Genomic DNA, 26,686 nt, shown 5'->3' on the forward strand with positions numbered 1-26,686 from the left:
CAAAATGACAGAAAAATTTCCAAGTGTAGTGCCCGTGATTGTCGATGAAGAGAATTTTATGTATCCCTTCATGATCGCGCCCATTTTTATCAATAGCGAAGCCAATATCAAGGCAGCCAATAAGGCTACTCAGGATAAAAACGATCTGATTTTCGTGAGTTGTGCCAAAAATGGGACAGATAGTGGGACAGAAAAGTTCTACGATGTAGGTGTGATTGGGAGCATTGTGCGCAAGGTAGTGTTACCTGATAACCGCATGAAAATCCTCTTTCAAGGGATTTGCAAGGGTAGGGTTTTGAACATTCAATCGCATGATCCGTTAGAGGCTATGGTGGAGGTGATTACCTACAAGGATTACGATCACGATAAGACCCACGCCATTTTAGAGATTCTCAAAGAAAAAGTGGGTAATCTAGCTAATATTAGCCAGTTTTTCCCCCCCGATCTCTTGCGCGCCATTGATGATAATAGCGATCCTAACCGCATAGTTGACCTGATCGCTTCCGCGTTGCGCCTCAAAAAAGAGCAATCCTATAAACTCTTTGCCAACGACAACACCGAAGAAAGACTCTTGGACCTCATCGATTTGGTGATGGAAGAAATCAAAACCCAGAAATTGCAAAAAGAGATCAAGAGCAAGGTCCATAGCAAAATGGAGCAGGTAAATAAGGAATACTTCCTCAAGGAGCAGCTCAAACAGATTCAAAAGGAATTGGGCATTGATAAGCAGCGCGATGAGGAAATCCAAGAATATACCCAAAAGCTCAAGGCGATTGAACCTTTCATCACGCAAGAAATCCACAAGGAGATCAAGAAGCAGATTGAGCGTTTAAGCCGTATCCACCAGGATAGCTCAGATGTAGGAATTTTACAAAATTACATCGAATGGGTGTTAGATATTCCCTTTGGGCAATATAGCGAAAAACAGCTCTCTATTAAGGATGTCGAAAAACAACTCGATGTCGACCACTATAGCTTAGAAAAGCCTAAAGAGCGTATTGTCGAGTATTTCGCCACAATGGAGTTAATGCGCTTGCGCAAACAGGAGAATAAAGAAACTAAGGGCACAATTCTATGTTTTTATGGTCCTCCTGGAGTAGGTAAAACCAGCTTAGCTAACTCCATTGCTAAGGCAATTAGCCGTCCGCTTGTGCGCATTGCTCTAGGAGGATTAGAGGATGTCAACGAGTTAAGGGGACATCGGCGCACTTATTTAGGTTCTATGCCCGGGCGCATCGTGCAGGGCTTGATTGAGGCTAAGAAAATGGATTGCGTGATGGTGCTTGATGAGATCGATAAGGTGGATAAAAGCATGCGTGGCGATCCCGCCAGCGCACTTTTAGAAATCCTTGATCCTGAACAAAACACCAGTTTTAGAGATTACTACACTAACTTTAACATTGACCTTTCTAAGATCATCTTCATCGCCACTGCCAACGACACAGCAACCATTCCCCCACCCTTGAGGGATCGCATGGAATTTATCAGTGTATCTAGCTACACCCCCCAAGAAAAGGAACAAATCGCGCTCAATTACCTCATCCCTCAGGAGCTCAAAAAGCACGCCCTCAAACCTGCTGAGGTCGTGTTTGCTCCCGAAGCAGTGAAACTCATCATTGAAAAATACACCCGCGAGGCAGGGGTGCGTGGGCTTAGACGCTCCATTGCGACTATCATGCGTAAATGTGCTAAGAAAATCCTGCACGATCAAGAGGAAAAAGCTCCTAAAAGCTCTTCTGAAGACCAAATAGGCGTGCGTAAACGAGGCCGTCCCAGCCGCAAAATCCACATCACTCCCCAGAATATCCCTGCTTTCTTAGACAAAATTGTCTTTGAAATCGATCCGATCGATCAAAAGGACGCTTTGGGAATCGTCAATGGTCTGGCATGGACGAGTGTAGGCGGAGATGTGCTCAAAATCGAGGCAATCAAACTCAAGGGCAAAGGGACTTTAAAGCTTACTGGAAGCTTAGGTGAGGTGATGAAGGAGTCTGCCCAAATCGCCCACTCTGTGGTGAAAGTGCTCATCGATGAAGACGCACTCACTCCCAAAAAGAAAAAGAGTAAAGAGGGCAAGATTTACAATCTTTACGACATCCACCTGCATGTGCCAGAGGGGGCTACCCCCAAAGATGGTCCTAGTGCGGGGATTACGATGGCCACGAGCATTGCCTCTATTCTATGTGATAAGAAGGTGCGTGCAGATGTGGCAATGACGGGCGAGCTCACTTTAAGTGGGCGGGTTTTGCCCATTGGTGGGTTAAAAGAAAAACTCATTGCCAGTTTCAAGGCAGGCATTAAGACTGCTTTAATCCCCGAAAAAAACTACCAACGAGATTTAAAAGACATTCCTCAGGAAGTGCAAGAAAATATGGAAATTAAAGCCGTGTGCCATATTGAAGATGTGCTAGAAATAGCCTTGGTGCCTTAATGCGTCTTGGCATTATTGGGTTAGGTTTGATGGGAGGTTCAATGGGGTTAGCCTTGCAGGAAGTACGCACCCAGTTAGGGATTAGAAGCCTTGTGGGCTTTGATCGTAACCCCGTACACGCCCAAATGGCCTTGAGTTTGGGACTTGTGGAGGAGTGTGTAGAACTGGCTCAAATTCAAGAGTGCGATCTCATCATTTTGGCCACTCCCATAGAGGGTATGATTGAGATTTTAACCCACCTCAAACCTGCGCCCACGAGCACTATCATCGAGTTAGGTGGAGCAAAAATGCAGATGATTCGTGCCATTCCCCAAGCCATCCGCCCCCAAGTGGTCGCAACCCACCCAATGTGTGGCACAGAATTTCATGGTCCCAAAGCTGCCCTGAAAGATTTGTATAAACATAAAATTGTGGTGTTGGTGGATAGCGACAGAAGCGCGCCCCTCCACCTACAACGCGCTAAGGAGCTCTTTAGCGCCATTGGCATGCAGATGGTCAAAATGGGCGCATCAGAGCATGATCGTCATGTCGCCTTTGTAAGCCACTTGCCCCATGCGATTAGTTATGCTTTAGCCAATGTGGTTTTAGCCCAAGAGAGCCCGCAAAATATTCTCTCTTTAGCCGCTGGAGGGTTTAGGGACATGAGCAGACTTTCTAAGAGTTCCCCTGACATGTGGCGGGGGATTTTTGTGCAAAATCAGGGGCATATTTTGGAGGCCTTGGAGCTCTTTATTGCAGAGATACAGCAGGTGAAGGGCTGGCTGGAAGCCCAGGAGTGGGACAAACTCCGAGCGTGGATGCAACAAGCTAACCGCCTACAAGAATTCATGTGAGGACGCGCATGGAAGCCCAGCTCATGAAACTTGCCATTGAAACTTATAAGATCACCTTAATGATCTCTTTGCCCGTGCTCTTGGTGGGTTTGGTGGTGGGGCTCTTGGTGAGCATTTTTCAGGCAACCACGCAAATTAACGAGATGACCCTATCCTTTGTGCCTAAAATCTTGGCTGTGATCGCCGTGATTGTAATTACCATGCCTTGGATGCTTAACATGCTTTTAGATTACACCAGCATGCTGTTTAAATTGATTCCTAAACTCGTATCTTAAATGGTCTTGGATTTTTCTAAATATTCCAGTGTGAAAATCGGGGGCAGAGTGGAGGTGGCGTTGTTGCGCGCTTGCGGGAGCTATGAGGTGCAGATGGTAGGCTTGGGCAATAATCTCTTAGTTTCCCCCCATGCGCGCAATCTAGCGATTCTAGATCGTTGCTTTGACTATATAGAGGATATGGGAAGTTTTGTAGAGGTGGGGGCGAGGACGAGCGCGCAAAAACTCTTTGGCTATTTTAGAGATCACAATTTAGGAGGACTAGAATTTTTAAGCGCGTTGCCTGGAAGTGTGGGCGGATTGCTTAAGATGAATGCAGGGATGAAAGCCCACCAAATGAGCGATGTCGTGTTACAAGCCAATATCAATGGGACATGGGTGGACACAGAAGCGTTAGGTTTGGCGTATCGTACTAGTGCGTTTGAGGGCGTGGTCTTTGGGGTACGCTTGCAAAAGAAGCGTGGTTTTAGAGAAGGGATTTTACAAGAATGTAAACAAATGCGCGCCTACCACCCCAAGAAGCCCAGTTTTGGGAGCTGTTTTAAAAACCCGCCCGGGGATTTTGCCGGCAGGCTATTAGAGGCGGCGGGGCTTAAGGGGTTTAGCTTGGGACGGGTGGGCTTTTCTAGTGCGCATGCCAATTTTCTCATCAATATAGGGGGCGCGCACTTTGAGGAAGCCCTAGATTTGATTGCCCTAGCTAAAGAACAGGTTTTTGAATCTTTTGGGATTTTATTACAAGAGGAGGTATGTATTCTCACTTAAAAGTTCCAAAAAGTCTACACAAGTAACAAGAGATCTCAAATCATCATTCGATTCTTGCCAATATCTTAACAAAATTTGCAATTATTACGATGTAGGTACTAGCCACTATCCGCGTTCTTTCAGGGTGTTGTGGATCGTTGGCTGGAGCCTCAAAAATTTTAGTCTAATATAAAGGAGAGTAGATGGCCTATCATATAGAAACAAAAGCTTTTAGCGTAGAACCCACTTCTTATTCCCAACGGCTCTTACAAGTTACTTTAAGCCAAGACACTATCGAGAAATTCCTCGAAGAAATTGCAGTGTATCCCGTGCAAGCTTTGGAATATAAATCCTTCTTGCGTTTCAGGGTAGCGCAAATTTTAGACGCGCTTTGCGAGCACAAACTCAAACCTTTCTTAGAAAAATCTCTGGGGGATCGCAACACGGGTGCGTTATTGGTCAACCCACAGGGAGTTGATCGTGTTGAACAGGGCGATGAAATGGTCAAAATTGCCACGGCTTTTGTGCATCTGATTGGACGCTCTAATTTTGACTTGATGACCGGGCAGTTCTACGCCCGTTGGGCCGTGCTCAACACCGACAATTCAGATAGCTATCTGAGAAAGCCTGATAGGCCTTTGGAATTACACAACGACGGGACTTTCGTCAACGAGGTGACCGACTATGTGTTGATGTATAAGATTGACGAACAAAACATGGAGGGGGGAGATTCGCAACTTCTACACCTAGATGATTGGGAGGAGCTAGACAAATTCTACAATCACCATTTGGCTAAGAGAGTGATGCGCTGGTCTGCGCCTCCTAGCAAGAATGTTACCAGCGATGTTTATCATCCCGTCTTTGAAGCCGATAGCCATGCCAACCCCGTCATGCTCTACATCGATCAGTTTGCACAGCCCAAAGATTACGAGGAGGGCGTGTATTTGGCTGACTTGGGCGATTCCTTGGAAAACTCCAAGGCTAAGTTATCTTTTCCGGTCCCAGTGGGGCAGTTCTTACTCATCAACAACCTTTTTTGGTTACACGGGCGGGATAGGTTTCAGGCGCATCCAAATTTGCGGCGGGAGTTGATGCGTCAAAGAGGCTACTTTTCTTTTAGCACCAATCCTTTCAGCCGCTATAAAGACTTTAAAAACTTCTAAAGCATGGCTGTGATTTACGATTGCGCCATCGTGGGGGGGGGAATCTTGGGGCACTCTGTCGCGATGCAGTTGCTGGAGAGATACCCCGACTTCAAGGTAGTGCTCTTGGAAAAGGAATCCCAAAGTGCCATGCACCAAACAGGGCGCAATAGTGGCGTGATCCATGCCGGCGTATACTACACCCCTGGCACGCTCAAAGCCCGTTTTTGCTACGAAGGCAATAGGGCGACTAAAGAGTTTTGCGCCAATCACGCCATCCCTTACGAAGAATGTGGCAAGTTATTGGTAGCTAGTGATGAATTAGAGATGCGTAGAATGCAGGACCTCTTGGAGCGCACAAAAGAGAACGGATTAGAGAGAGTGTGCTTAGATGCCCAAGAGCTCAGAGAAATGGAAAAAAACATCGTGGGTTTGGGAGGCATATTTTTTCCTACAAGTGGTATTGTAAGCTATGTAGAAGTTACACAGACAATGGCCAGGTGCTTTAAAGAGAGAGGTGGAGAGGTCATTTACAATGCCCAAGTGGTGGGTCTTAGCGAGCACGCTAGAGGGGTTAAGATCAGCACATCAAATGGGGTATTCGAGAGTAATTATCTCATTTCGTGTTGTGGTCTGCATAGCGATCGCTTAGTGCGCATGTTGGGCATTGTGCCAGATTTCACCATTTGTCCCTTTAGAGGAGAGTATTTCAAGCTTATTAGTCAGCATAATCAAATCGTCAAGCACTTAATCTATCCCATTCCCGATCCGAGTATGCCTTTTTTAGGAGTGCATTTGACAAAGATGATTGATGGGAGTGTAACCGTTGGCCCTAATGCAGTGTTGGCCTTTAAAAGAGAGGGATATTTAAAGAGTGATGTGGGTTTGCAGGATTTGAAAGAGATGATCATGCATAGAGGGGTGAGAAAGGTAATTGCCAAATATTTCAGTGCGGGTCTCTTAGAGCTCAAGCACTCCTTTTGTAAGAAGAGTTATCTATCTTTGGTGCAAAAATATTGCCCCTCTTTGCGCTTAGAGGATTTGCAACCCCACCCAGCTGGAGTGCGTGCGCAAGCGGTGAGCAATGAGGGGGAGCTCATTGAAGATTTTCTCTTCTGCAATACGGAACGCAGTGTAAATGTATGCAATGCCCCTAGCCCAGCAGCCACTTCGGCATTGCCCATTGGCCGTCACATTGTGCAACAACTGGAAAATCTTTTAGCGTGATATTTTTTTGAGGCAGTATACGATATATTTGACGAGATTTGTTATAAGTGTCTTAGAATGAGCCCTAGGGAGTGTTGATGGAGAAGTTTGTAGATAAGAATTACTTTTTGGTGACTAAAACCAACACCAAAGGTGTGATCACCTACGCTAACAAACCTTTTATAGACATTGTAGGAGGAAATGGAGAAAAGGATTTGTTACACAAGCCACACAATGTGGTGCGCCATCCTGACATGCCTAAGTTAATCTTCAAGATGATGTGGGGGGCTATCAAGCAGAAACAGGAAATTTTTGCCTATGTCAAGAATAAAACTTTCAACGGAGATTTCTACTGGGTTTTTGCAAATGTGACGGTGTCCGTGGATGCCAATGGTATGGTGGTGGGCTATTACTCCGTGCGCCGTGCACCTAATAGGAAAGCTGTGAGTATTGTAAGTGCCTTGTATAAAAATTTGTTAGATGCGGAAAAGCGTGGAGGGATACAAGCGAGCACAACGCTCTTGGAAGATACTCTGCAAGAAGAGGGCTGTGACTACCATGCTTGGGTCAATAGATTACAACGACTATAGGGAGCGTATATGCTGGGTTGGTTGACAGCGAAGAAGGATGATTCTCTGCGAAAAATCGCAGATTGTGTGATGGCTGTGCGCGATGGTCACTTGGAGCACCGCATTACAGAAATTGATGAAAAAAGCCCTTATGCAGCGATCGCGCATGGCCTCAATGATTTGCTTGATCAAATCGAATCGGTGTTTAGAGAAATGGATGCCTGCGTCAAAGCAGCGCACGAAGGTAGGGATTATCGCAATATTTTCCATGAAGGTTATCGTGGGGTGTTTAAGCAGTACGCACAGCATGTAGAGACTCATGTTAAAGGAATCACGGCAATTAACAATAGCGAGATTGTGTCGAAATTAGCGAACATGGACGGGGGAGCTAAGGGAATCAGGGATGTGCTCGCCAAGCTTGATGATAAAGTCAAGCAGTCTGCACAAAACAAAGAGTTGGTGCAACACATTGAAGAAAACTCTTTGACAAGTCAGAAGCAAATTGAAACCATTCGTGCAGATTTGGCACATTTCAGTGATAATTGCAATAATGTGAATGTGGTCATGGATGATTTACGCAATAAGATGGACTTTGTCATGCAGGTTACTAATGTGATCAGCGACATCGCTGATCAGACCAATTTATTGTCCCTAAATGCAGCCATTGAAGCGGCTAGAAGCGGGGAGCACGGGCGCGGGTTTGCCGTCGTGGCTGATGAAATCCGCAAATTAGCTGAAAAAGTGACCAAGGAAGTGAGCAGTATTAAGGCGAGCTTTAGTCACTTTCAAGAGGATATTGTCAAGTTGGGCAAGGAATTTAGCGAAGTGAGTTCTCTGAGCTCAGGCATCCAACAGCACTTTGAGGAATTTCTAAAAGTGCTCAAAACCTTTGTGGATAATAGCCATGAGAGTTTGGATAAATCCAAAGAGCTGGAGAGTGGGCTAGAGCACATCATGCGCCATATCGAGTGGATTGTGTTAAAAATGAATGTCTACCGAAGTGTGGTTACCAATAGTAAAGACAATATTGAGCTGGAAAAAGCTTTGGGATCGGAAAGTTTGGTGCTCATTCACGAAATTTTGGACAGCCTCAAAGACCATTACAATCTTGGAGAAGTGAATACTATGGTGACGCGCCTGCAGACCTTAGATGCCATAGAAGTTCCCTAGAACTTCATAGACATGTTAGAATGGTATAAAAAGGACGCGTATGAAATATGTGAAATTGGCGGTGGCTGTGATTGTAACCCTGGGATTGTTCATCGGGGGGTTGGCATTTGAGCGTTTCGTGTTGGGAAGGCATAGCGTTAGAGCTCCGGCTAGTCAGATCAACTTAGAGCTTAAAGAAAGCCAACAGGTTACTCCCAAAGCTTACAGCGTGCAGTTGCTTTTTAGCAGTGGGAGCGCGCTGTTGAATGCACAGAATTTGAGCGTTGAACAAGAAGAGAGCATTAAAAATGCCTTCAAGCAGATCAACCTTTTGGCCAAGGAGAGCAAGTTATGTCAAGAGACCAGTTATAGCTTGCGTCCTAGTTATAATTTTGTCGAGCACAAACAGGCATTGTCAGGCTATCGGCTGTATGCTGGTATGGCTTGCGAGTTTGATGTGACAAAGGCAGGAGCCTATGAAAAATTGCGCGATCAGATCGCTAGGATTGCTGCAGAAAACACTTTTTTTGTGCTCAACACACCCGCCCTGCACCTGCGAGTCGACGCAAAAGATCGTGCCGGTCTGCAAACTTTGCTCTTAAATAAAGCGCAACAAGAGCGCGATCTCTTTGCAAAGACTTTAGGTAAGCAATGCCTCATCAGAGACCTCAGCTTTTACTCTGCTGAAGATAACTTCACCCGTTTTGCTCTAGCCCATGAGAGTGCGCCACGCCGCATGCAACTTAGCTTGAGCGCTAAACTTACTCTGCGTTGTTTTTAAAGGTTTGATCGCCGGGCAGAATTCCGCTCTGCAAGCGTGTGGCTTGTGTTTGAGCGGGTGTGGGTTCTCAGCGCACCTGGTGGTAGCGCGCAATCACGATCTAGATTCTTTATCGTTAGTGGCGGTGTGTTTTAACTCTACAAGCAGTTTTTCTACTTCTTGTTGGAGATGTCTAAGGTCTTTGGAATTGTCCAAAATAAAAGAACTAAGAGCCTTTTTGGTTTCAATATCCATCTGCGCGTTAAGGCGCTCCAAAATTTGATCCAGATTGAGTTTATCGCGCTTGGCTACACGCTGGATTTGCAAAGCTCTAGGAGCATAGACTAACACCACATCAGAGATGCCGTAACTTTCTGGTCCCTTTACTTCAAAGTAAAGAGGAATGTCCAAAAAGTAGAGTTGGCGGTGGGCTTCTAGCTGTTGGGCTTGATCGAGTATTGCCGCACGCACTTTGGGGTGAAGCAGAGCTTCCAGTTTAGCACGCGCTGCCCCGTCGCTAAAGATAAGGGGAGCTAGGGCTTGACGCGTGATGGTGTCTTTGATTGCCACTTGAGGAAAGAGATGCGCAATTTCTGCATTATGTTTTTCAAAGAGGTCGTGGGCGATCTGATCCGCATCTAGCACGTGGTAGCCATGCAAGCGCAAGAGGTTGGCTACAGTGCTCTTGCCTGTGCCAATCCCCCCGGTGAGCACGAGCGCATTTTGTAGATTCAATTTTTGAGCAATCTTGCGCACGCACCCTTGAGCCACTGAGGTTGAGCAAAGGCAGCGTGGTGGATTTCAGCATTGTAATAACGCAATCCATCGAGCATGTCGATTTTTTGGAGCAACATGTCGGCCAAGGGGTGATAGTGCTTGGAGATGAAGAGATAAATTTGAGGAGTAGGCGCATAAGGAGTATTAAAGGGCATTAAAATCTGCGCACACGCCTGTAGATCCTTCAAAGTGTCTTTAAAGGCTTCTTGTTCCAGAAGAGGACTGGGGGCTGTGGAAACCATAAAACCTTTGGGAGCTAGCATGCGCTGCAGCCCATCCACTTGATGAGCCGTGGGAGTGCTCAATAAAATGATGATATCATAGGGTTGCAAGTCTAAATCGAGGATTTTACTATAGAGCTTGAAGCGGGCATGGGTTTTGGTCTCTTTAAACTGAGGTAGAAAAGCGTGCAAATTCTCCAGCATTGCATGGTCTTCCTGCACAAAATCCACATGTATGTCTTCATGTTTGAGCAATTCAAAGGCGATTTGCGTATCAAACCCCCCAGTAATGAGCACGCGCTTTGGGTTAGGGTGCACACACGCACTCCCATGCGCTAACAACTCACTCTGGATAAAGGGGTAACTTTGAAAAAACATCCACTCTTGCGTGTTATTGCGCACAATCCCCACCTGCGCACAATCCGTTCCAACGATTTCTAACTGGTGTGCCATTAGAACTCTTTACGGGGGTCTTGCGCCCCATACATCACACGACTTTTCTGATCGACAACAATCGCATTCACATCACCCATCACGGGTTTTACCACAATTTTATAACCCATCTTCTCCAAATTCTCTTGTACATCTTTGACCATGCCAAAGGGCTCCGTGCGGATTTCATCAGGCAACCACTGCATGTGAAAGCGCGGAGCACTCACCGCTTGAGAGATATTCATTCCATGGTCGATCACATTGCTAATCACCTGTAAGACCGTGGTAATAATGCGCGCTCCCCCAGGACTGCCCACCACCATAAAGACCTTATTGTGTTTGAGCACAATGGTAGGCGACATGGAGCTAAGGGGGCGTTTGCCCGGCTCAATAGCGTTGGCATCGCCCCCGATTAATCCGTAGAGATTGGGTACACCGGGTTTAATGGAGAAATCATCCATTTCATTATTGAGCAAAAAGCCCGCTCCATTGATCGCAGCCGCACTGCCGTAGTAGTCGTTCACGGTGTAGGTGATGCTCACCGCATTGCCCCATTTATCTGCGACAGAATAGTGCGTGGTATTCTTGCCCTCATGGATCTGTCCTAACCCTGGTTGTACTTTGGCACTATCAGTAGCCTTGTTGGGTAAAATATCCTCATAGATTTTCTTCGCATAAGCCTTGCTAGTGAGCTTTTCGGTGGGAACGGTGGTGAAATCTGGATCGCCCATAAAAACCGAACGATCTGCGTAGGCTTGGCGCATGGCTTCTGCCATGACATGGATTGTTTGGCTGGAGCCAAAACCTAACGCGCTAATATCAGCGTTTTCCATCGTATTGAGAATTTGAATAATGTGCGTACCCCCTGAACTGGGAGGAGCCATAGAGATGATTTTATAGCCTCTATAGCTGCCTTCAATGGGTTTACGCCACACCACTTTGTATTGGGCCAAATCCTCTTTAGTGATAATCCCCCCATTCTTCTTCATGTCTGTTGCAATCAAATCTGCGATTGCACCCTTATAAAATGCCTTTGCGCCCTCATTCTTGATGAGAGTGAGGGTTTTAGCTAAATCCTTTTGCACCAAGAGATCTCCAGCACTATAGGCAACTGAACCCTTTTTGAGGAAGTACTTGCGACTACTAGCATACTTGGCAAAGCGAGGCTTGGCATCTAACATAGTTTCCCCCTGCCGTTGCGTGAGTCTAAAACCCTTTTGAGCCAAGTCAATGGCGGGTTGAATCAAGGTTGCTAGTTTACGCGTGCCGTATTTCTTTAGCATGGCATCCATGCCAGCTACGGTGCCAGGCACTCCTGCAGCCAAATAGCCATCGGTACTTAATTTGGGAATTACATTGCCTTCTTTGTCTAAATACATATTTCTAGTTGCTTTGAGTGGAGCTTTTTCTCTAAAATCTAAAGTGATATTCTCCCCATTGGCTAGATGAATCACCGCAAAGCCCCCACCCCCTAAGTTACCCGCTGCTGGATGCACCACCGCCAACGCATAGCCCATTGCTACTGCTGCATCGATCGCGTTCCCCCCCTCATCTAAGACGCGTTGGGCAATTTTATCAGCCAGAGGATGACTAGAGAGAGCTAATGCCTTGCCCTTAATAGGAGGCAAGCTCGCCGCAAGCGCGCTGGAGCTAAGCCCGATGCCCACACAAAGCACCGCCAACACACGCCACATTTTAACCATATAAAAACTCCTGATATCTAAATGCGCTATCCTAACATGACTAGACTTACAGCCAGCACAATTAGGTTATAATAGCCCAAATTGATAAAGGACGCTTGTGGTCTTGGCTCTTAAATACCGCCCTCGGCATTTCAAAGATTTAGTCGGGCAAGAAAGCGTGTCTCAAACCCTGAGCTTGGCTTTAGAGCAGGGGCATTTAGCGCATGCTTATCTCTTTAGCGGACTCAGAGGCTCTGGTAAGACCTCCAGTGCGCGCATTTTTGCCCGTGCCTTGCAATGTGAAAAAGCTCCCACCAGTGTTCCCTGCGATGTTTGCACAAATTGCATCGACGCGTTACAAAATAGACATGTAGATATTATCGAGATGGATGGCGCATCTAATCGCCGCATTGAAGATATCCGTGATGTGATTGAACAAACCAAGTATAAGCCTAGCATGGGGGCTTATAAAATCTTCATCATCGATGAAGCCCACATGCTCACTAAGGAGGCATTCAATGCACTCCTAAAGACCTTAGAAGAACCTCCCGCGCATGTCAAATTCATTTTAGCTACCACAGATGCCCTCAAATTACCCGCGACGATTTTAAGCCGCACCCAACATTTCCGCTTCAGAAAAATCCCTCTCAAAGCCATTGTAACGCACTTACAAAGAGTCTTAGAGGTTGAGGGTGTGAATTATCAGGAAGGGGTATTAGAGATGTTGGCTAGAAGTGCACAGGGGAGTTTGCGCGATACTCTCACTCTCACGGAGCAGGCCATCAATTACTGCAACGCTAGCTTGACCATAGAAGCTACCGCGCGGATGCTGGGCATGGTGGATAGCAAGGTATTAGGAGATTTTTTTGAGGCGCTTCTCAATGAGTCTGCGCGCGTGCACACCCTCCTACAAACCTTTAATAGCTACGATCCTCATACGGTCTTAGATGAGATGGCGCTCTTTCTTAAAGACGCACTCTTAGAGGAGAAATTCCCCCTTGTCTTGTTAGATCGCTGGATGGGTATTTTAGCCCAAGCCAAAAGTCTCTTGCATATGGGTGCAGATGGGGATTTTGTGCTGACCCTAAGCGCACTCAAAATGCAAGCTACCCACAATCCTCCCAGCACTCAGGCTATGTCTGCTCCTACAGCCTCTAAAGTAGTAACACCTCCTCCTGCTCCAAGAGTAACTCTTGCCCCGCAGGCAGCCCAACAGCCGCCCTCCGCCCCCAAAGAGTTATTTCATCAGCTCGTCGCTAAACTTTACGCGCATGATCAAGAGTTAGGCACACTCTTTCAAAGACATATACATTTCTGTAGTTTTCAAAATAAAACCCTACAATGGCAATCGGATGCACCCCCGCATGTAAGGGAGGTGTTTAAGAAACACTATGATGCGATGAGGCAAAAGGTACAAGAGGTTTATGGCAGTGGTGTGGAGATTCAAGCGGTTAGAACAGCCTCCACACCCCCCTATGCACCTTTAAACTCACCCCACCAGGATATTATAGGGGCGGTGCGTGAACACTTGGGCGTTATAGAGGTTAAGGTGGAGGATTCGTGAATATCCAAGCCAATTTAGCACAACTAGATTCTGTGTTAGTGCGTCTTGACTCCTGGATCGAACGCCACGCTCTGCCCGTGATTATTCTTTTACAAGGCACGCTAGGGAGTGGTAAAACCACTTTGGTGCAACACTTCTGCCAAACCCACCACGCCCCGCAAGCTACCTCACCTACCTTCAGCCTTATGCATACCTACCCCGCTGAGGATTTTTGCATTTACCATTACGATTTTTATCTCAAGGAAATCCATGAGCTCTTGGAGATGGGGGTGTTGGAAAACTTGGAATGTGAGGGGGTACACTTTGTGGAGTGGGGTTCTGAGGCACTTAAAGAGATGTTGGTCAAGTTGGGTTTTAGTGTGCTCACACTGAAGCTACAAACCCATCAAGAAATGCGCACTTATAGGTTTAGTGATGGATAAACTCAGCGCGATTCACTTGAGCAAACAGATCAAAAAGACCATGATCGTGCATGATGTTTCCTTAGAAGTAGAGAGCGGGCAGGTAGTGGGTTTGCTAGGACCTAATGGAGCAGGCAAAACCACCACCTTTTATATGATCTGCGGGTTATTGCGTCCTAGTGGGGGGAGTGTGGCGCTCAATGATATTGATCTCTCCAACTACCCTCTGCACAAACGATCCAATTTAGGTATTGGTTACCTGCCCCAAGAGTCGAGTATTTTTAAAGATTTAAGCGTGTTAGACAATTTGATGCTAGCTGCCCAAACCACTTTTAAAAGCGCTAAAGAAGCGATGCAGCGCATTGAAGAGATGTTAGAAGCATTCAATATCCAAGCGATTCAAAAGCGCAAGGGCATGTCTTTGAGTGGGGGGGAGCGCCGACGCGTGGAGATTGCGCGCGCACTTATTAAAAGTCCTAAATTTATTCTGCTCGATGAACCCTTCGCAGGAGTTGATCCCATTGCGGTGTTAGATATTCAAAAGATTATCGAACGCCTTGTAGAGATGAATATCGGAGTGCTCATCACCGATCACAATGTGCGCGAAACCTTGAGTGTATGCCACCACGCCTATGTGATCAAGAGCGGCACTTTGCTGGCCAGTGGTAGTAGCGATCAAATTTATGAAAATGAATTGGTCAGAAAGCACTATTTGGGCGAGCATTTTAAAGCATGATGGCAGTCCTACGCCCCAAACTCGCGCCTAAGAATAAACTATCTGCTACTCTGAAAAGTTGGCTACCCATTTTACAGAGTGGACCACTCGAAATAGAAGAGACTTTGCAAGCTTATGCAAAAGATAATCCTTGCGTGCAAGTGCAAAGTGCTTTGAGTGCGGATTTTAGCACATGCCAAATGCATAAAGTCGCCCGCTCCAATACTCCCAGTCTTAAAAATACGATGAGTGATAAGATTGAGAGCTTGAGCGTGCGCGAATCTACGCTTTATGAAACTTTAAACCAACAGCTCTTACCTCCCCTCTTTCCTACAGAGATTTCTGTGCAAATTGCTCAAGACATCATCGACAACATCAATCAAGAGGGTTATTTTGAAGGCGATGTGTGCGATTTAGCTTTGGCTTTAGGTGTTTGCGTAGAAGATTACGAAAAGGTACGCCAACGCTTTGCCTACCTAGACCCTCCGGGCGTGGGCGCGCGCGATCTGCAAGAGAGTTTTTTCTTCCAACTAAGCCAACATAGCGAATTGGACGCGCCTATTTACGAATTATGCACTCAAATTTTGGACGATCTAGCACAACATAGAGAATACAGCCATGTTGCTGGCTATGCGCAAGCCATGAAGATCATCACCTCTTTTAAAAACCCTCCCGCCCTAGATTTCCACGACCCCTCACCCTTGGTAATCCCTGATATTTTGGTGCTCGAAGAACAAGGGGAAATTTCCGTGCAACTCAACGATAGTTACTACCCTAAAGTGGTCATTGAAGAACCTAAAATTAAAGAATCCCATGACTATCTCAAGGAAAAACTCAAAGAAGCACGGGATTTAATTGACGCCTTGCAGATGCGCCAACAGACTATTTTAAAAATTGGCTTGATGCTGGTGGAATACCAATACGATTTTTTCAAGGGCAAAGAGATCAAACCCATGCGTTTGGTGGACATTGCTAATGAGTTCGGCTATTCCCCTAGCACGATTTCCAGAGCCATCTCCAACAAATATTTAGAGTGCACGCGCGGGATTTTCCCCATTAAGAGTTTCTTTACAACGGCTCTGGAGGGCGATATTTCCAATGCCTCAATCAAGGATTTTATCTTAGAGCGTATCAAAACCGAAGATCCTTTGAAACCCTTGAGCGATCTGAAGATTTTAGAGCTCGTAGAGGCTAAGTTTAATCTTAAGATGGTGCGGCGCACCATTACCAAGTACCGCAAGCTTTTGAATATTGCCAGCTCTTCAGAGCGTAAAAAACTCTATGGCATGCGCGCCAAGCATTAAGCCTAAGCGTGCTAGAATACTCCTTCCAAAAGGAGGCGCATGGTACCCATTCAGCGTAACACTAGAACGCGTGCAAACCACCATTCTTTGAGCGATGATGCACTGCTGGAGATGTTCCATCTTTACAATGCCACCTCCCAGGATCAGCTTGCTCCGCACCGGCTCCACAACTATTTGAAAGCCTTCAAGCTCTATAAGCAAATTATTCTAGGAAAAATCGCGCATGGAAAGGTCTTTTATCATTTAGCACAGATGTATGAAAAAGGGGAAGGCGTGCCTCAAAATGAGAAGAAAGCTTTGGATTGCTACAAAGGGGTTGTACAACATAGTCCTACAACCCAATGGATTTACATCAATGCGCTTAACAAGCTCATCTATGCCTACGAGACGGGTTGTGGAGTGCCTCAGGACACACAAAAAGCCCTAGAATACAAGAGCAAACTACAGACCAGTAAGTCTGAAGTGATGGGTACTCTATTGCGCCTCTACCTTAAAAAGGGTGCACCCAAAACCCCCAAGAAGATTTCATATTAAAGGACACGCATGCCAAATAACTTGAAACAACTCAGCGACGACGCACTGCTCGCTCTCTTCAACCGCTACAACCAAAATGCGCAGTTGGGCGCGCCCCACCAAGTACATGCCTACCTCAACGCTTTTGGGTATTTTAAGTGTATCGCACTGGGCGAGACGGACTTTGGTTACGAGTTTTACGCACTGGGCAAAGCCTACGAAGAGGGCCTGGGCGTACCTCAAGACCCCTCCAAAGCCCAAGCCCTCTACACCGAAGCCATCAAGCACTACCAAGTCTACGAGGGCGACGAGGACAAGCACTTAGAGGTCATTCGCCTCCTAGAGAAATGGCTCTGAAGTGCCGTCATGACCTTGACCTTTCTTATGGCGGTGTGTACGCCCGTGCTCATGTCCATGTTCGTTGTGTGTCCTATGATCCCGCTGATGCGTATTGAGGGGATCGTAGTGGGAGTTACACATTCTACTAGGTTGCCTGTGGTGGCCACTGGACTCTAGCCTTGCACCTTCTTGTGGGACGGGTGTCGCGCCATCAGTAGGCGTGTTAGCAAAGACTTCCAAATGATCGCATGGTGTGTGTGCGACCAATACCTCCAAAGAACCCTCCAACCTCTCCGCGAGTTCCTGAAAGGCTTTGAGGTCTTCTTGTTTGATGTTTTGGATCAAAATATCCATACAACCTCCTTGATGGACTGGAGTTTAGCTCCAGTTACACTGAATATTAGTCTATAAAAAATAATTAATCCTTAACCACACCAGCCCTAAACATGCTATAATGCGCGCATACGATCGCGGAGAAAATATGGATATCAAGAGTGCCTTTCTGCAACATTTTGAGCATTTAAACCATGTGCGTGTGCCTAGCTCTAGCCTTGTGCCCGATGATTCCAGCTTGCTTTTTACCAATGCAGGCATGGTACAGTTTAAAGATATTTTCCTAGGCAAGGTCGCGCCTTTTACCCCGCGCGCCACCAGTGCCCAGCTGTGTATGCGCGCTGGGGGCAAACATAATGACTTAGAAAATGTGGGCTATACCAACCGCCACCATACTCTCTTTGAGATGTTGGGAAATTTCTCCTTTTTTGATTATTTTAAAGAAGAGGCAATCGCTTATGCCTATGATTTTGTGCATAAAACTCTAGGCTTTCAAAATAAAGATATTTACATTAGTGTGCATGAAAAGGACACGCAAGCTTATAAGTTGTGGCAAAAATTCGTGCCTGAGAGTCATATCAAGACAATGGGGGATAAAGACAATTTTTGGCAGATGGCAGATACAGGGCCTTGTGGGTATTGCAGTGAGATTTACATCGATCAGGGCGCGCAGGCTTTCCATTCTGATCAGGATTATTTCGGGGGCGAGGGGGATCGCTTTTTAGAAATATGGAACTTAGTGTTCATGCAATACGATCGCTCTAAAGAGGGTGGGCTCACCCCTTTAAGTCAACCTTGTATTGACACGGGCATGGGATTAGAGAGGGTGCAAGCTCTGCTAGAGGGCGTGCAAAATAATTTTGACAGCTCTTTATTCAAGCCCTTGATGGCGTGCATTGGAGAGGTCTTTGAGTTGCCCTACAGCGCGCATAAGGAATCCTTTAGAGTGCTGGCCGATCACGCTAGAAGCGTGGCGTTTTTATTAGCTATGGGGGTGTATTTTGACAACACGGGGCGGGGCTATGTCTTACGCCGTATTTTACGCCGTGCACTAAGGCATGGCTATTTGCTCGAACATGCCAAGGGGCGCGAACTAAACGAGCCCTTTTTCTATAAAATCTTGGGGAGTGTGTGCGCGTCCATGCGCGATTATTCCATTCTCCAGGAACAGCAAGAGAGCTTGCAAGCCGAATGCAAGGCAGAAGAAGAGTTGTTTTTAAGCACCTTAGAAAAGGGCATGCACCTTTTTGAAAGCGCGCTGGCAGAAAGCAATGAGATTTTCAGCGGAGCAGTGGCATTTAAACTCTATGACACTTATGGATTTCCCCTAGATTTGACCATGGACATGCTTAGAGATAAGGGAATCGAGGTCGATTTAGCCGGCTATGAGGCGTGTATGCAGGAGCAAAGAGCGCGTTCACAATTTAAACAGAGTGGAGTAAAAGACGGCTTAAAAACTTTGGATTTGAGCAAATTAGAGCCAAATGCTTTTGAGGGTTACCACCACGAGAGCTTGAAAGCGAGCATCCGCGCGCTGTATGCGCCCGATGTGCAAGGGGGGTTAGTTTCTGTGCAAAGTGTGACACAAGATACAAAAGCCTATGTCGTGCTGGACAAAACCCCTTTTTATCCTCAAGGTGGGGGGCCCATTGGAGATAAGGGCGTGTTGTTAGACTTGGAGCACAACCCCATCGCACATGTACTAGACACCCAAAAGGTGGGTGCGATCAATATTAGTCTTGTGGAGTTTAAAAGGGAGGTGCGTGTGGGAGATTATGTGGTCGCGCAGGTGATTGATCGCGCTGAGATTGCCAAACACCACAGCGCGACCCATCTATTACACCTAGCCCTTAAGGAAGTTTTGGGCAAAGCAGCACAAGCTGAGGGTAAAAACGCCCAGATTCAGCAAAAGGGGAGTCATATAGAAGCCACGCGCCTACGCTTTGACTTTAGTTTCTACCGCGCCTTGAGCGATGCGGAGATAGAGGCGGTGGAAGAGTTTGTAAATACCCAAATTAGCATGGGGGCTGGCACTGATATTGAGCACATGGGAGCAGAAGCTGCTAAACAGAGCGGGGCAGTGATGTTGTTTGAAGATAAATATTTAGAAGAAGTGCGGGTGGTGCGTATTGCCGATAGTTTGGAGGCATGCGGAGGGGTGCATGTGCGTGATAGCGCACATATTGGAGGCTTTGCCATTACCAAGAGCTCGAGCGTGAGCGCGGGGGTAAGACGCATTGAGGCGGTGTGTGGGAAGGCGTATTACCAATTCATCGCTCAAGAGCGCGCCACCCTCAGACAAGCGCGCCAAAAGTTAAAAACCTCTGATCTGCTCAAGGCTTTAGATGTTAAAGCGCAATCTGTTACACCCAAACCAAATTGTGCGCACTTGGTGCAATGGCATTCTATCCACGATAAACAGCTTGCCCTTTTACACGCCCAAAAAGAGCATCTTAAGGAGTTTTTCGCGCTTGTGGATGAGCATAAAAAGCAGCAAAAGAACTTGGTCGCGCTTTTTCTTTATCCTAATTTACAAAAACAGGGCTTGGAGTTGTCGCTTAAATCTGTCGGGAATGAGGATATGTTAGCTCTGTTGACTCTCTTGAAAAGTCAGCTAGAAACTCTAGGTTATGGACATAAAGGAGGAGGCAAACGCGATTATGTGTCTTTGCTCATTCAAAAGCAAGAGGGTGCGCTCACCTCTGAGGAAATTGACCATTTAGTCCAAACACTCAAACAAAGCACTTTGGAGTTTATGGCAGGCTGATGCATACTAACACGCTCTTTTTGATGCTCTTTGTCTCGCTCATCTTGGGATTGGTTGGGTTGCTCATCTTTTTATGGGGGCTCAAAGGCAAGCAGTTTAATGATGAAAAGAAGATGTTAGAAGTCTTGCTTTATGATGGCCCTAGCGATCTGCGCACTGCCAAACAAGAGGAAGTTAAGTCTAGAAAGAAAGGATAACATGGGCGAGTTGTATGATGTAGTGGTAGTGGGGGCAGGCCCTAGCGGAATTGCCACAGCTGTGGAGTGCAAACTCAATGGAATCCCTAAGGTACTCTTATGTGAAAAAGAGGTACAGAGTTGTGGCATGATACGCAAGTATTACAAGGCCAACAAGCGCGTGGACAAGGATTATCGCAAGCAAGTTGTAGACATTAAAGGACATATCCCCTTTAGCGACACTGACAAGGAAGGTGCGCTAGAGGTCATGGAAAAGGCTCTACACGAGCATGCCATTGAAGTGGCCTACCAAACCAGTATTGAGGGCGTGGTCAGAAAAGACGGTCACTTTGAGGTGGTGAGTGGATCTAATCAGGTTTTCAAGGCTAAAAGTGTGGTGATCGCCATTGGTAAGATGGGGCAACCCAACCGCCCCTCTTATCCCATCCCCGTAGAGGTGATGCGCCAAGTGGTTTATACGATCAATGATTGCAGAGAAAAAGAAGATGTTTTAGTAGTGGGTGGAGGCAATTCGGCCGTGGAATACGCCATCGCGCTCTCCAATACCAATAACACCACCCTCAACTACCGCCAGACCACTTTTAGCCGTGTGAATGAGGACAATTTGAGGAATTTAGAGGAAGCCTTTGAGAGGAATTTGAATCAAAAATTGGGCGTAGATATTGAAGGCTTGAGTGGACTCGAGGGAAAAGTGCAGGTGCATTTTAAAGATGGAACACAAGCCCTCTTTGATCGTGTTCTCTTTGCCATTGGAGGCTCAACTCCCCTAGAATTTCTCAAAAAATGTAAAGTTGCCTTGAGCGAGAGCAATTTACCCCTTGTGAGCCCTGAACATGAAAGCAGCATTGCTAATTTGTACATTGTAGGCGACATTGTCTACAAATCAGGGGCGAGCATTGGGATCGGACTGAATGCGGGCTTTGAAGTGGCACAGGTGCTCAAAGAGCGCTTGATTTAGTTTGCTCAAAGCTCTTTTTTTGGCCTGCGCTTTAATAGGGGCTGCGAGCTCTCAGTCGCGTGCCATGACGACACAATACAAAGGAGAACGGATGCAATTTTTTAAAGTTTTTGTCAAAACAGATGCGCAGGGTTTTTTGGACCTCAAATTCGGAGGCAATGCGAGCGCAGAATTTTTAGATCAGGGCTTACCTAAACGATCGCCTGAGATTAGCTGGGAAGCCGTGCCTGGAGCTAAGAGTTATGCCCTAGAAATTGTGGACGATGATGCCACTCCCGTGGTGGGTAAACCCTTTATCCACTGGGTGGTGGGCAATATCACAGGCACTAAGTTAGCTGAAAATGCCTCTTTAGAAAATAAACAGATCGTTCAAGGGATCAATTCGCTCACGGAAGGGTATTTGCGCTCTTCCTTGAGTCCAGAGGAAAAACGCGCCTCCAATTTGGCCAATAGCACCTATATTGGACCCATGCCCCCCAATGCCGATCATCACTATTTAATCCAAGTTTACGCTTTGGACATTGTGCATGTTGATTTAACCCCTCCCTTTTTTATTAACGATCTGCACGATGCAATTCGCGGACATATCCTCGGCTTGGGACGCGTAGAGTTCAAATACCCTCAAATGCGTCGCTAATGGAGTTTTAAACTTGGACATGTTAAAGTCGGGGCTTTATCCGAGTTCCATGCAAAGGCCCTAAGACATGCAAGATTGTGTGTTAGAGATGGATATTCATGCCATCGCTCAGATCCTCCCCCACCGCTACCCATTTTTGTTGGTGGATCGGGTGGTGTGCCTGCAAACCTATAAGCAGGTGCATGCTTATAAAAATATCACTTATAACGAAGAAGTGTTCACCGGGCATTTCCCTAGCAAGCCCATTTACCCTGGTGTGCTCATTGTAGAGGGCATGGCGCAGGCGGGTGGGCTTTTAGCATTTGTGAGTCTTTTTGGAGTCGATCCAGAAGTGGCGTGCACAAAGCTCGTGTATTTCATGACCATCGATCGGGTAAAATTTAGAAATCCTGTTGCACCCGGCGATCAACTCCATTACCATTTAGAAGTGCTCAAATACAAGGGTATGATCTGGCAGGTAGGGGGTGTAGCTAAAGTGGATGACAAGGTCGTGGCAGAAGCGGAGCTAAAGGCCATGATTGTAGATAAAGAGAGTGGCAAACGGGGTGTGGGGGAGGCGCAATGATTGCATCCACAGCTGTTATCGATCCTAAGGCCTGCATTGCCCCTTCTGTACGCATTGGGCATTTTTGCGTGATAGGACCCAATGTAACCTTAGGAGAGGGCGTAGAGCTTTACAATAATGTAACCATATTAGGGCACACTACGATCAAGAGAGATAGCAGAATTTTTCCCTACACCACTTTGGGCACAATCCCTCAGGATCTGAAATATAGCGGAGAAGAGACACAACTTGTCATCGGAGAACGTAACCTGATTCGAGAGTATTGCATGATCAATCCGGGCACTCAGGGCGGGGGGGGTGTTACGTGTATAGGTGATGATAATCTCTTGATGGCATATGTGCATGTGGCCCATGACTGCCAAATTGGCAGTCATTGCATTTTGGCTAATGGCGTAACTCTAGCAGGGCATGTTGAAGTGGGGGATTATGTCAACATCGGTGGACTTACAGCCATCCACCAATTTGTGCACATCGCCAAGGGTTGCATGGTGGCTGGAGCCAGCGCGCTAGGTAAGGATGTGCCCCCCTATTGTATTGTAGAGGGGAATCGTGCCTTCATCAAGGGGATCAACCGCCACCGCATGCGCAAACTCTTACAGGGAAATGAAATCGATTTTATCAATGCACTTTACAAGCAGCTTTTTATGTGTACGAACACCTCGATTCGCGATAACGCCACCAAATTACTTGAGATGTATGCAGACAATCCCCATGCGCAGGAAATCTGTGGCTTTATTTTAAAAAGTGAACGCGGCGTGGCTTTCAAGGCTGCATATTTGACCCAGGAGGATATATGAATACCCGTTATTGTAGCTTTTGTAATAAACCTGAGAGCACTTTGGGTTACCAGCGTCGCCTCGTGTTTTCCTCTAAGAAATCTGGTAAGGATACCCATGTGTGTGAGTATTGCATCGAATATCTTTACAAGGAGCTCCACACCGATTTGCACCCCAATGTGTTAGATAATCAGAGATTAGAGCTTATCGAGAGTGCGCTTCCCAAAGTCAATAAGAGTGTGAGTGCGACTCTCGTGCCCTCTCCAAGTGTGCTCAAGGAGTATTTAGACAATTATGTAGTGGGACAGGAGGAAGCAAAGAAGGTCTTTAGCGTCGCTGTTTATAATCACTATAAACGTCTTAGTCATCAGGAAAAACAAAAACAAAAACAGAGTAACAGAAGTGCTGATTTTATTGAGAGTCATTCCCTCGAGGATGTGGAGATTTCTAAATCTAACATTTTATTGGTGGGTCCGACAGGAAGTGGTAAAACCTTGATGGCCCAGACTCTAGCGCGTTTTTTGAATATTCCCATTGCTATTAGCGATGCAACTAGTCTTACAGAAGCAGGTTATGTGGGCGAAGATGTGGAAAATATCTTAACGCGTTTGTTGCAAGCTAGCGATGGGGATGTAGAACGCGCTCAAAGGGGAATCGTTTTTATTGATGAGATCGATAAGATTGCACGCCTCTCAGAAAATCGCTCTATCACACGCGATGTCTCCGGTGAAGGGGTGCAACAAGCCCTCTTAAAGATTATTGAAGGGAGTGTCGTAAATGTCAGCCCTAAGGGTGGGCGCAAACACCCCAATGAAAACTTCGTCCAAATTGACACGACCAATATCCTCTTCATATGCGGAGGGGCTTTTGACGGGATTGTTGACATTATCAAGCGGCGGATCCATAGCAATGTTCTAGGCTTTGGGAATGAGAAAAAGACCAAGGAACAATTAGAGGACATTTTGCACTTGGTGGGCCCAGAAGATTTGATCGGTTATGGTCTCATTCCTGAACTCATTGGTCGTTTGCCCGTTATCTCCACGCTCAAGCCTATTTCTAAAGAAGCTATGGTGGACATTTTGCTCAAACCCAAGAATGCACTGATCAAACAATATCAACAGCTCTTCAGGATGGACGGGGTGGAGCTGATCTTTGAACCTAGCGCGATTGAAGAGATTGCTAATCTCGCCATCAAACGCAAGGTGGGCGCGCGAGGCTTGCGTTCCATCATCGAGAGCTTTAGCATGGATGTGATGTTTGATTTGCCTAATCTTAAAGATTACCAGGTAATCATCACTAAAGAGTGCGTTTTACAACAAGAGAAGCCTCTTTACATTAAGAAGAATAAACCTCTGCCCATGCCATCTTAACAGAAAGAAGTCTATGATACTGGATAAACTAATCGGCGTTTTCTCGCATGATGTTGCCATCGATTTGGGAACAGCTAACACGGTGGTGTCCGTTAAGGGACAAGGGATCATCATTAATGAACCCTCCATTGTAGCGGTTAAACTGAACAAATACGATCGCATGGAGGAAGTGCTCGCGGTGGGGAGTGAAGCTAAGGAGATGATTGGCAAAACCCCAGCCGGAGTGCAGGCGATCCGTCCCATGAAAGACGGGGTGATCGCCGATTTTGACATCACTGAGAAAATGATTCGCTATTTCATTGAAAAAGCCCATCAACGCAAGACTTTGATTCGTCCGCGTATCATGGTCTGTGTGCCCTATGGTCTGACAAGCGTGGAGCGCAAAGCAGTCAAAGAGAGTGCAATGAGTGCGGGTGCGCGTGAAGTTTTTTTGATTGAAGAACCTATGGCAGCAGCCATAGGGGCGGGTCTACCCGTTAAAGACCCGCAGGGAAGCTTGATTGTAGATATTGGGGGAGGTACGACGGAAATTGGCGTGATCAGTCTTGGCGGGCTTGTGGTGAGCAAGAGTATCAGAGTGGCAGGCAATAAATTAGATGCAAGCATTGTGGATTATGTGCGTAAAACCTACAATCTTCAAATTGGCGAGCGCACCGGTGAGGAGATTAAAATTGCCATTGGTTCGGCGATCGAGCTCAACCCTCCTTTGACAATGGAGGTGAGTGGACGCGATCAGGTAAGTGGAATTTTAAATACTATTACTCTGAGCAGTGAAGATGTGCGTGAGGCTATTAAAGAACAAATCCGCGAAATTAGCAATGCGCTCAAGGCGGTCCTAGAAGAGGTCAAGCCTGATTTAGCAGGAGATATTGTCGAAAATGGGGTGGTGCTCACGGGTGGAGGTGCGCTTATCCGAGGTTTGGATAAGTATTTGAGTAATATCGTCAAACTCCCCGTCTTTGTAGGCGAAGAACCCCTTTTAGCCGTAGCACGAGGCACGAGTCGTGCCATTGAAGATTTAGATTTATTGAGCAGTTTAGGGGACTTATAAATTCAGAATGATTAGCAAGCGCACGGTGCTGATCCTAGTTGTATTGGTGTGTGCGCTGTGGGTGCTAGATATCAGGGGCTCGCGCAGTTTTGTGAGCGATAAGGTTAAGATTGCGTTTTTAAATCTCAAGGGCGCGATAGTTTCCGCCTATCAACGCCATTTTGATCAAGCCGATACCATCGCGCGTTACCAGAGACAACTAGAGGCCTACCAATATTTGCAGTTTTCTTATGCTGACTTGGATGCGCGTAACCAGGCTTTAGCCCTAGAAGTACAGGACTTAGCCACCCTTCAAGCTGCTACGCCCGCACCCATCCAAACTCCAGATGCCATGTCCCTTTTCTCCAGCTATACTCCTGCCACTTGTGCACCCGATCCCAAACTAAGCACACTCTATACCCCGCCCAAATTTACCCTCACACGAGTCTATGGTTTTGCTCAACTCAATAATACCCACGAGGTGCTTTTAGATGTTCAAAAACCCTATCCGCAGGATAAAATTTTAGGAATGGTGGCTTTTGAGCGCGCAATTGGAATTGCGGTGCAAAAAGAAGGTCGTTTTATCGGGCTTTTACACGGCGATGCGCGCGCGAGCTACAGCGTCATGATTAAGAGCGGGGGTAAAGTGTACTATGGCTTTATCACTAATCAAAACTTTAAAACCTATGTTAACTTTTTACCTGCTTACGCCCCCATTAAAGCCGGAGATACAGTGTTAACCAGCGGTTTAGATGGAATCTTTAGCGCGGGCATTTATGTGGGCACGATTGCCGATGTGGAAAATCACTACACCTATAAAAAGGCCCTGCTTAATTTAGAAGAGCTCAAGAGCATGCTCTTTTACACCATCTTGGTCTCAGTGCCCTAGTTTGTTTAGTGTATCAGTCCTCTCATGAATAAGATTGCTCTAATAAACCTAATGTCTTGAGCATTTGGACACCTTGCTAATGCGAATCCCTATCAAAAAATTAAGTT

The 26,686-nt window shown here is 46.4% G+C and carries 28 protein-coding genes; 24 read left to right on the forward strand and 4 right to left on the reverse strand.

Annotation, left to right across the window (positions count from 1 at the left end):
* The first annotated feature begins 4 nt into the window (after positions 1–4).
* The 9 genes from lon to KCO92_RS00275 all read left to right on the forward strand — a co-directional run bounded on the left by lon (position 5) and on the right by KCO92_RS00275 (position 9,130).
* A complete protein-coding gene (gene lon / locus KCO92_RS00235; protein WP_199766149.1) occupies positions 5–2,431 on the forward strand; it encodes an endopeptidase La in 2,427 nt (808 codons plus the stop codon).
* Entirely contained in the window at positions 2,431–3,264 is an 834-nt protein-coding gene (locus tag KCO92_RS00240; protein WP_104695038.1) for a prephenate dehydrogenase, read from the forward strand. Before lon ends, KCO92_RS00240 begins: the two co-directional genes overlap by 1 nt.
* 8 nt (positions 3,265–3,272) lie before the next feature.
* Entirely contained in the window at positions 3,273–3,539 is a 267-nt protein-coding gene (fliQ, locus tag KCO92_RS00245) for a flagellar biosynthesis protein FliQ (RefSeq protein ID WP_013469567.1), read from the forward strand.
* Complete coding sequence (locus tag KCO92_RS00250; RefSeq protein ID WP_104695037.1) at positions 3,540–4,304, forward strand: UDP-N-acetylmuramate dehydrogenase; 765 nt, start codon at positions 3,540–3,542, stop codon at positions 4,302–4,304. It begins immediately after the preceding gene.
* A 182-nt stretch (positions 4,305–4,486) separates the two neighbouring features.
* The gene (gene glaH, locus KCO92_RS00255; RefSeq protein ID WP_104695036.1) at positions 4,487–5,446 is read left to right on the forward strand and encodes a glutarate dioxygenase GlaH; all 960 of its coding nucleotides are present in this window, start codon (positions 4,487–4,489) and stop codon (positions 5,444–5,446) included.
* A 3-nt stretch (positions 5,447–5,449) separates the two neighbouring features.
* Positions 5,450–6,652, forward strand: a complete 1,203-nt coding sequence (gene lhgO, locus KCO92_RS00260; protein WP_104695035.1) for an L-2-hydroxyglutarate oxidase — start codon at positions 5,450–5,452, stop codon at positions 6,650–6,652.
* A 77-nt stretch (positions 6,653–6,729) separates the two neighbouring features.
* The gene (locus KCO92_RS00265; RefSeq protein ID WP_104695034.1) at positions 6,730–7,221 is read left to right on the forward strand and encodes a PAS domain-containing protein; all 492 of its coding nucleotides are present in this window, start codon (positions 6,730–6,732) and stop codon (positions 7,219–7,221) included.
* 9 nt (positions 7,222–7,230) lie between these two features.
* The gene (locus KCO92_RS00270; RefSeq protein WP_104695033.1) at positions 7,231–8,370 is read left to right on the forward strand and encodes a methyl-accepting chemotaxis protein; all 1,140 of its coding nucleotides are present in this window, start codon (positions 7,231–7,233) and stop codon (positions 8,368–8,370) included.
* A gap of 40 nt (positions 8,371–8,410) precedes the next feature.
* Positions 8,411–9,130, forward strand: coding sequence for a hypothetical protein (locus KCO92_RS00275; protein WP_104695032.1), 720 nt, complete (start codon positions 8,411–8,413; stop codon positions 9,128–9,130).
* Positions 9,131–9,223: 93 nt separating this feature from the next.
* On the opposite strand, the gene coaE is transcribed toward KCO92_RS00275, so the two are convergent.
* The 3 genes from coaE to ggt are packed head-to-tail and all read right to left on the reverse strand — an operon-like array spanning position 9,224 to position 12,233.
* Positions 9,224–9,865 (reverse strand): dephospho-CoA kinase, encoded by a 642-nt coding sequence (gene coaE / locus KCO92_RS00280; RefSeq protein ID WP_411710201.1) that lies wholly within the window; start codon positions 9,863–9,865, stop codon positions 9,224–9,226.
* Positions 9,841–10,560 carry a spermine/spermidine synthase domain-containing protein gene (locus tag KCO92_RS00285; RefSeq protein ID WP_104695031.1) on the reverse strand — a complete coding sequence of 240 codons (720 nt, stop codon included), beginning with the start codon at positions 10,558–10,560 and terminating at the stop codon, positions 9,841–9,843. The genes coaE and KCO92_RS00285 overlap by 25 nt, the downstream gene beginning before the upstream one ends.
* A complete protein-coding gene (ggt, locus tag KCO92_RS00290; RefSeq protein WP_411709977.1) occupies positions 10,560–12,233 on the reverse strand; it encodes a gamma-glutamyltransferase in 1,674 nt (557 codons plus the stop codon). Before ggt ends, KCO92_RS00285 begins: the two co-directional genes overlap by 1 nt.
* A gap of 106 nt (positions 12,234–12,339) precedes the next feature.
* Between ggt and KCO92_RS00295 the strand changes: the two genes are divergently transcribed.
* From KCO92_RS00295 to KCO92_RS00320, 6 genes are read left to right on the forward strand one after another with little or no spacing between them, the layout of a single operon-like run.
* The gene (locus KCO92_RS00295; protein ID WP_104695029.1) at positions 12,340–13,785 is read left to right on the forward strand and encodes a DNA polymerase III subunit gamma/tau; all 1,446 of its coding nucleotides are present in this window, start codon (positions 12,340–12,342) and stop codon (positions 13,783–13,785) included.
* Positions 13,782–14,207 (forward strand): tRNA (adenosine(37)-N6)-threonylcarbamoyltransferase complex ATPase subunit type 1 TsaE, encoded by a 426-nt coding sequence (gene tsaE / locus KCO92_RS00300; RefSeq protein ID WP_104695028.1) that lies wholly within the window; start codon positions 13,782–13,784, stop codon positions 14,205–14,207. The genes KCO92_RS00295 and tsaE overlap by 4 nt, the downstream gene beginning before the upstream one ends.
* Complete coding sequence (gene lptB / locus KCO92_RS00305; protein ID WP_104695027.1) at positions 14,200–14,922, forward strand: LPS export ABC transporter ATP-binding protein; 723 nt, start codon at positions 14,200–14,202, stop codon at positions 14,920–14,922. The genes tsaE and lptB overlap by 8 nt, the downstream gene beginning before the upstream one ends.
* Entirely contained in the window at positions 14,922–16,205 is a 1,284-nt protein-coding gene (locus KCO92_RS00310; protein ID WP_104695026.1) for an RNA polymerase factor sigma-54, read from the forward strand. The genes lptB and KCO92_RS00310 overlap by 1 nt, the downstream gene beginning before the upstream one ends.
* A 39-nt stretch (positions 16,206–16,244) precedes the next feature.
* Positions 16,245–16,739, forward strand: a complete 495-nt coding sequence (locus KCO92_RS00315; protein WP_104695025.1) for a tetratricopeptide repeat protein — start codon at positions 16,245–16,247, stop codon at positions 16,737–16,739.
* A gap of 9 nt (positions 16,740–16,748) precedes the next feature.
* Entirely contained in the window at positions 16,749–17,075 is a 327-nt protein-coding gene (locus tag KCO92_RS00320) for an SEL1-like repeat protein (protein WP_104695024.1), read from the forward strand.
* Here KCO92_RS00320 and KCO92_RS00325 read toward each other — a convergent pair.
* Positions 17,058–17,411: a hypothetical protein gene (locus KCO92_RS00325; protein ID WP_104695023.1), complete on the reverse strand. Its 354-nt coding sequence runs from the start codon at positions 17,409–17,411 to the stop codon at positions 17,058–17,060. The two genes, KCO92_RS00320 and KCO92_RS00325, sit on opposite strands and share 18 nt — an antisense overlap.
* 127 nt (positions 17,412–17,538) lie before the next feature.
* Between KCO92_RS00325 and alaS the strand changes: the two genes are divergently transcribed.
* The 9 genes from alaS (at position 17,539) to KCO92_RS00370 (ending at position 26,579) form a co-directional block, all read left to right on the forward strand.
* On the forward strand, positions 17,539–20,157 hold the full coding sequence (alaS, locus tag KCO92_RS00330) for an alanine--tRNA ligase (protein ID WP_104695091.1): 2,619 nt from the start codon (positions 17,539–17,541) through the stop codon (positions 20,155–20,157).
* Complete coding sequence (gene ccoS / locus KCO92_RS00335; RefSeq protein WP_104695022.1) at positions 20,157–20,354, forward strand: cbb3-type cytochrome oxidase assembly protein CcoS; 198 nt, start codon at positions 20,157–20,159, stop codon at positions 20,352–20,354. Before alaS ends, ccoS begins: the two co-directional genes overlap by 1 nt.
* A gap of 1 nt (position 20,355) precedes the next feature.
* The gene (locus tag KCO92_RS00340) at positions 20,356–21,312 is read left to right on the forward strand and encodes an NAD(P)-binding domain-containing protein (RefSeq protein ID WP_104695021.1); all 957 of its coding nucleotides are present in this window, start codon (positions 20,356–20,358) and stop codon (positions 21,310–21,312) included.
* Positions 21,313–21,376: 64 nt separating this feature from the next.
* A complete protein-coding gene (locus KCO92_RS00345; protein WP_199766066.1) occupies positions 21,377–21,949 on the forward strand; it encodes a YbhB/YbcL family Raf kinase inhibitor-like protein in 573 nt (190 codons plus the stop codon).
* A gap of 67 nt (positions 21,950–22,016) precedes the next feature.
* Positions 22,017–22,514 (forward strand): 3-hydroxyacyl-ACP dehydratase FabZ, encoded by a 498-nt coding sequence (gene fabZ, locus KCO92_RS00350; RefSeq protein ID WP_104695019.1) that lies wholly within the window; start codon positions 22,017–22,019, stop codon positions 22,512–22,514.
* Complete coding sequence (lpxA, locus tag KCO92_RS00355) at positions 22,511–23,311, forward strand: acyl-ACP--UDP-N-acetylglucosamine O-acyltransferase (RefSeq protein ID WP_104695018.1); 801 nt, start codon at positions 22,511–22,513, stop codon at positions 23,309–23,311. The genes fabZ and lpxA overlap by 4 nt, the downstream gene beginning before the upstream one ends.
* A complete protein-coding gene (clpX, locus tag KCO92_RS00360) occupies positions 23,308–24,660 on the forward strand; it encodes an ATP-dependent protease ATP-binding subunit ClpX (protein ID WP_104695017.1) in 1,353 nt (450 codons plus the stop codon). Before lpxA ends, clpX begins: the two co-directional genes overlap by 4 nt.
* A 13-nt stretch (positions 24,661–24,673) precedes the next feature.
* A complete protein-coding gene (locus tag KCO92_RS00365) occupies positions 24,674–25,711 on the forward strand; it encodes a rod shape-determining protein (protein WP_104695016.1) in 1,038 nt (345 codons plus the stop codon).
* Positions 25,712–25,718: 7 nt separating this feature from the next.
* Entirely contained in the window at positions 25,719–26,579 is an 861-nt protein-coding gene (locus KCO92_RS00370) for a rod shape-determining protein MreC (RefSeq protein WP_199766148.1), read from the forward strand.
* Positions 26,580–26,686 lie beyond the last annotated feature (107 nt).

The sequence above is a fragment of the Helicobacter salomonis genome (assembly GCF_017979425.1).
Lineage (GTDB): Bacteria > Campylobacterota > Campylobacteria > Campylobacterales > Helicobacteraceae > Helicobacter > Helicobacter salomonis.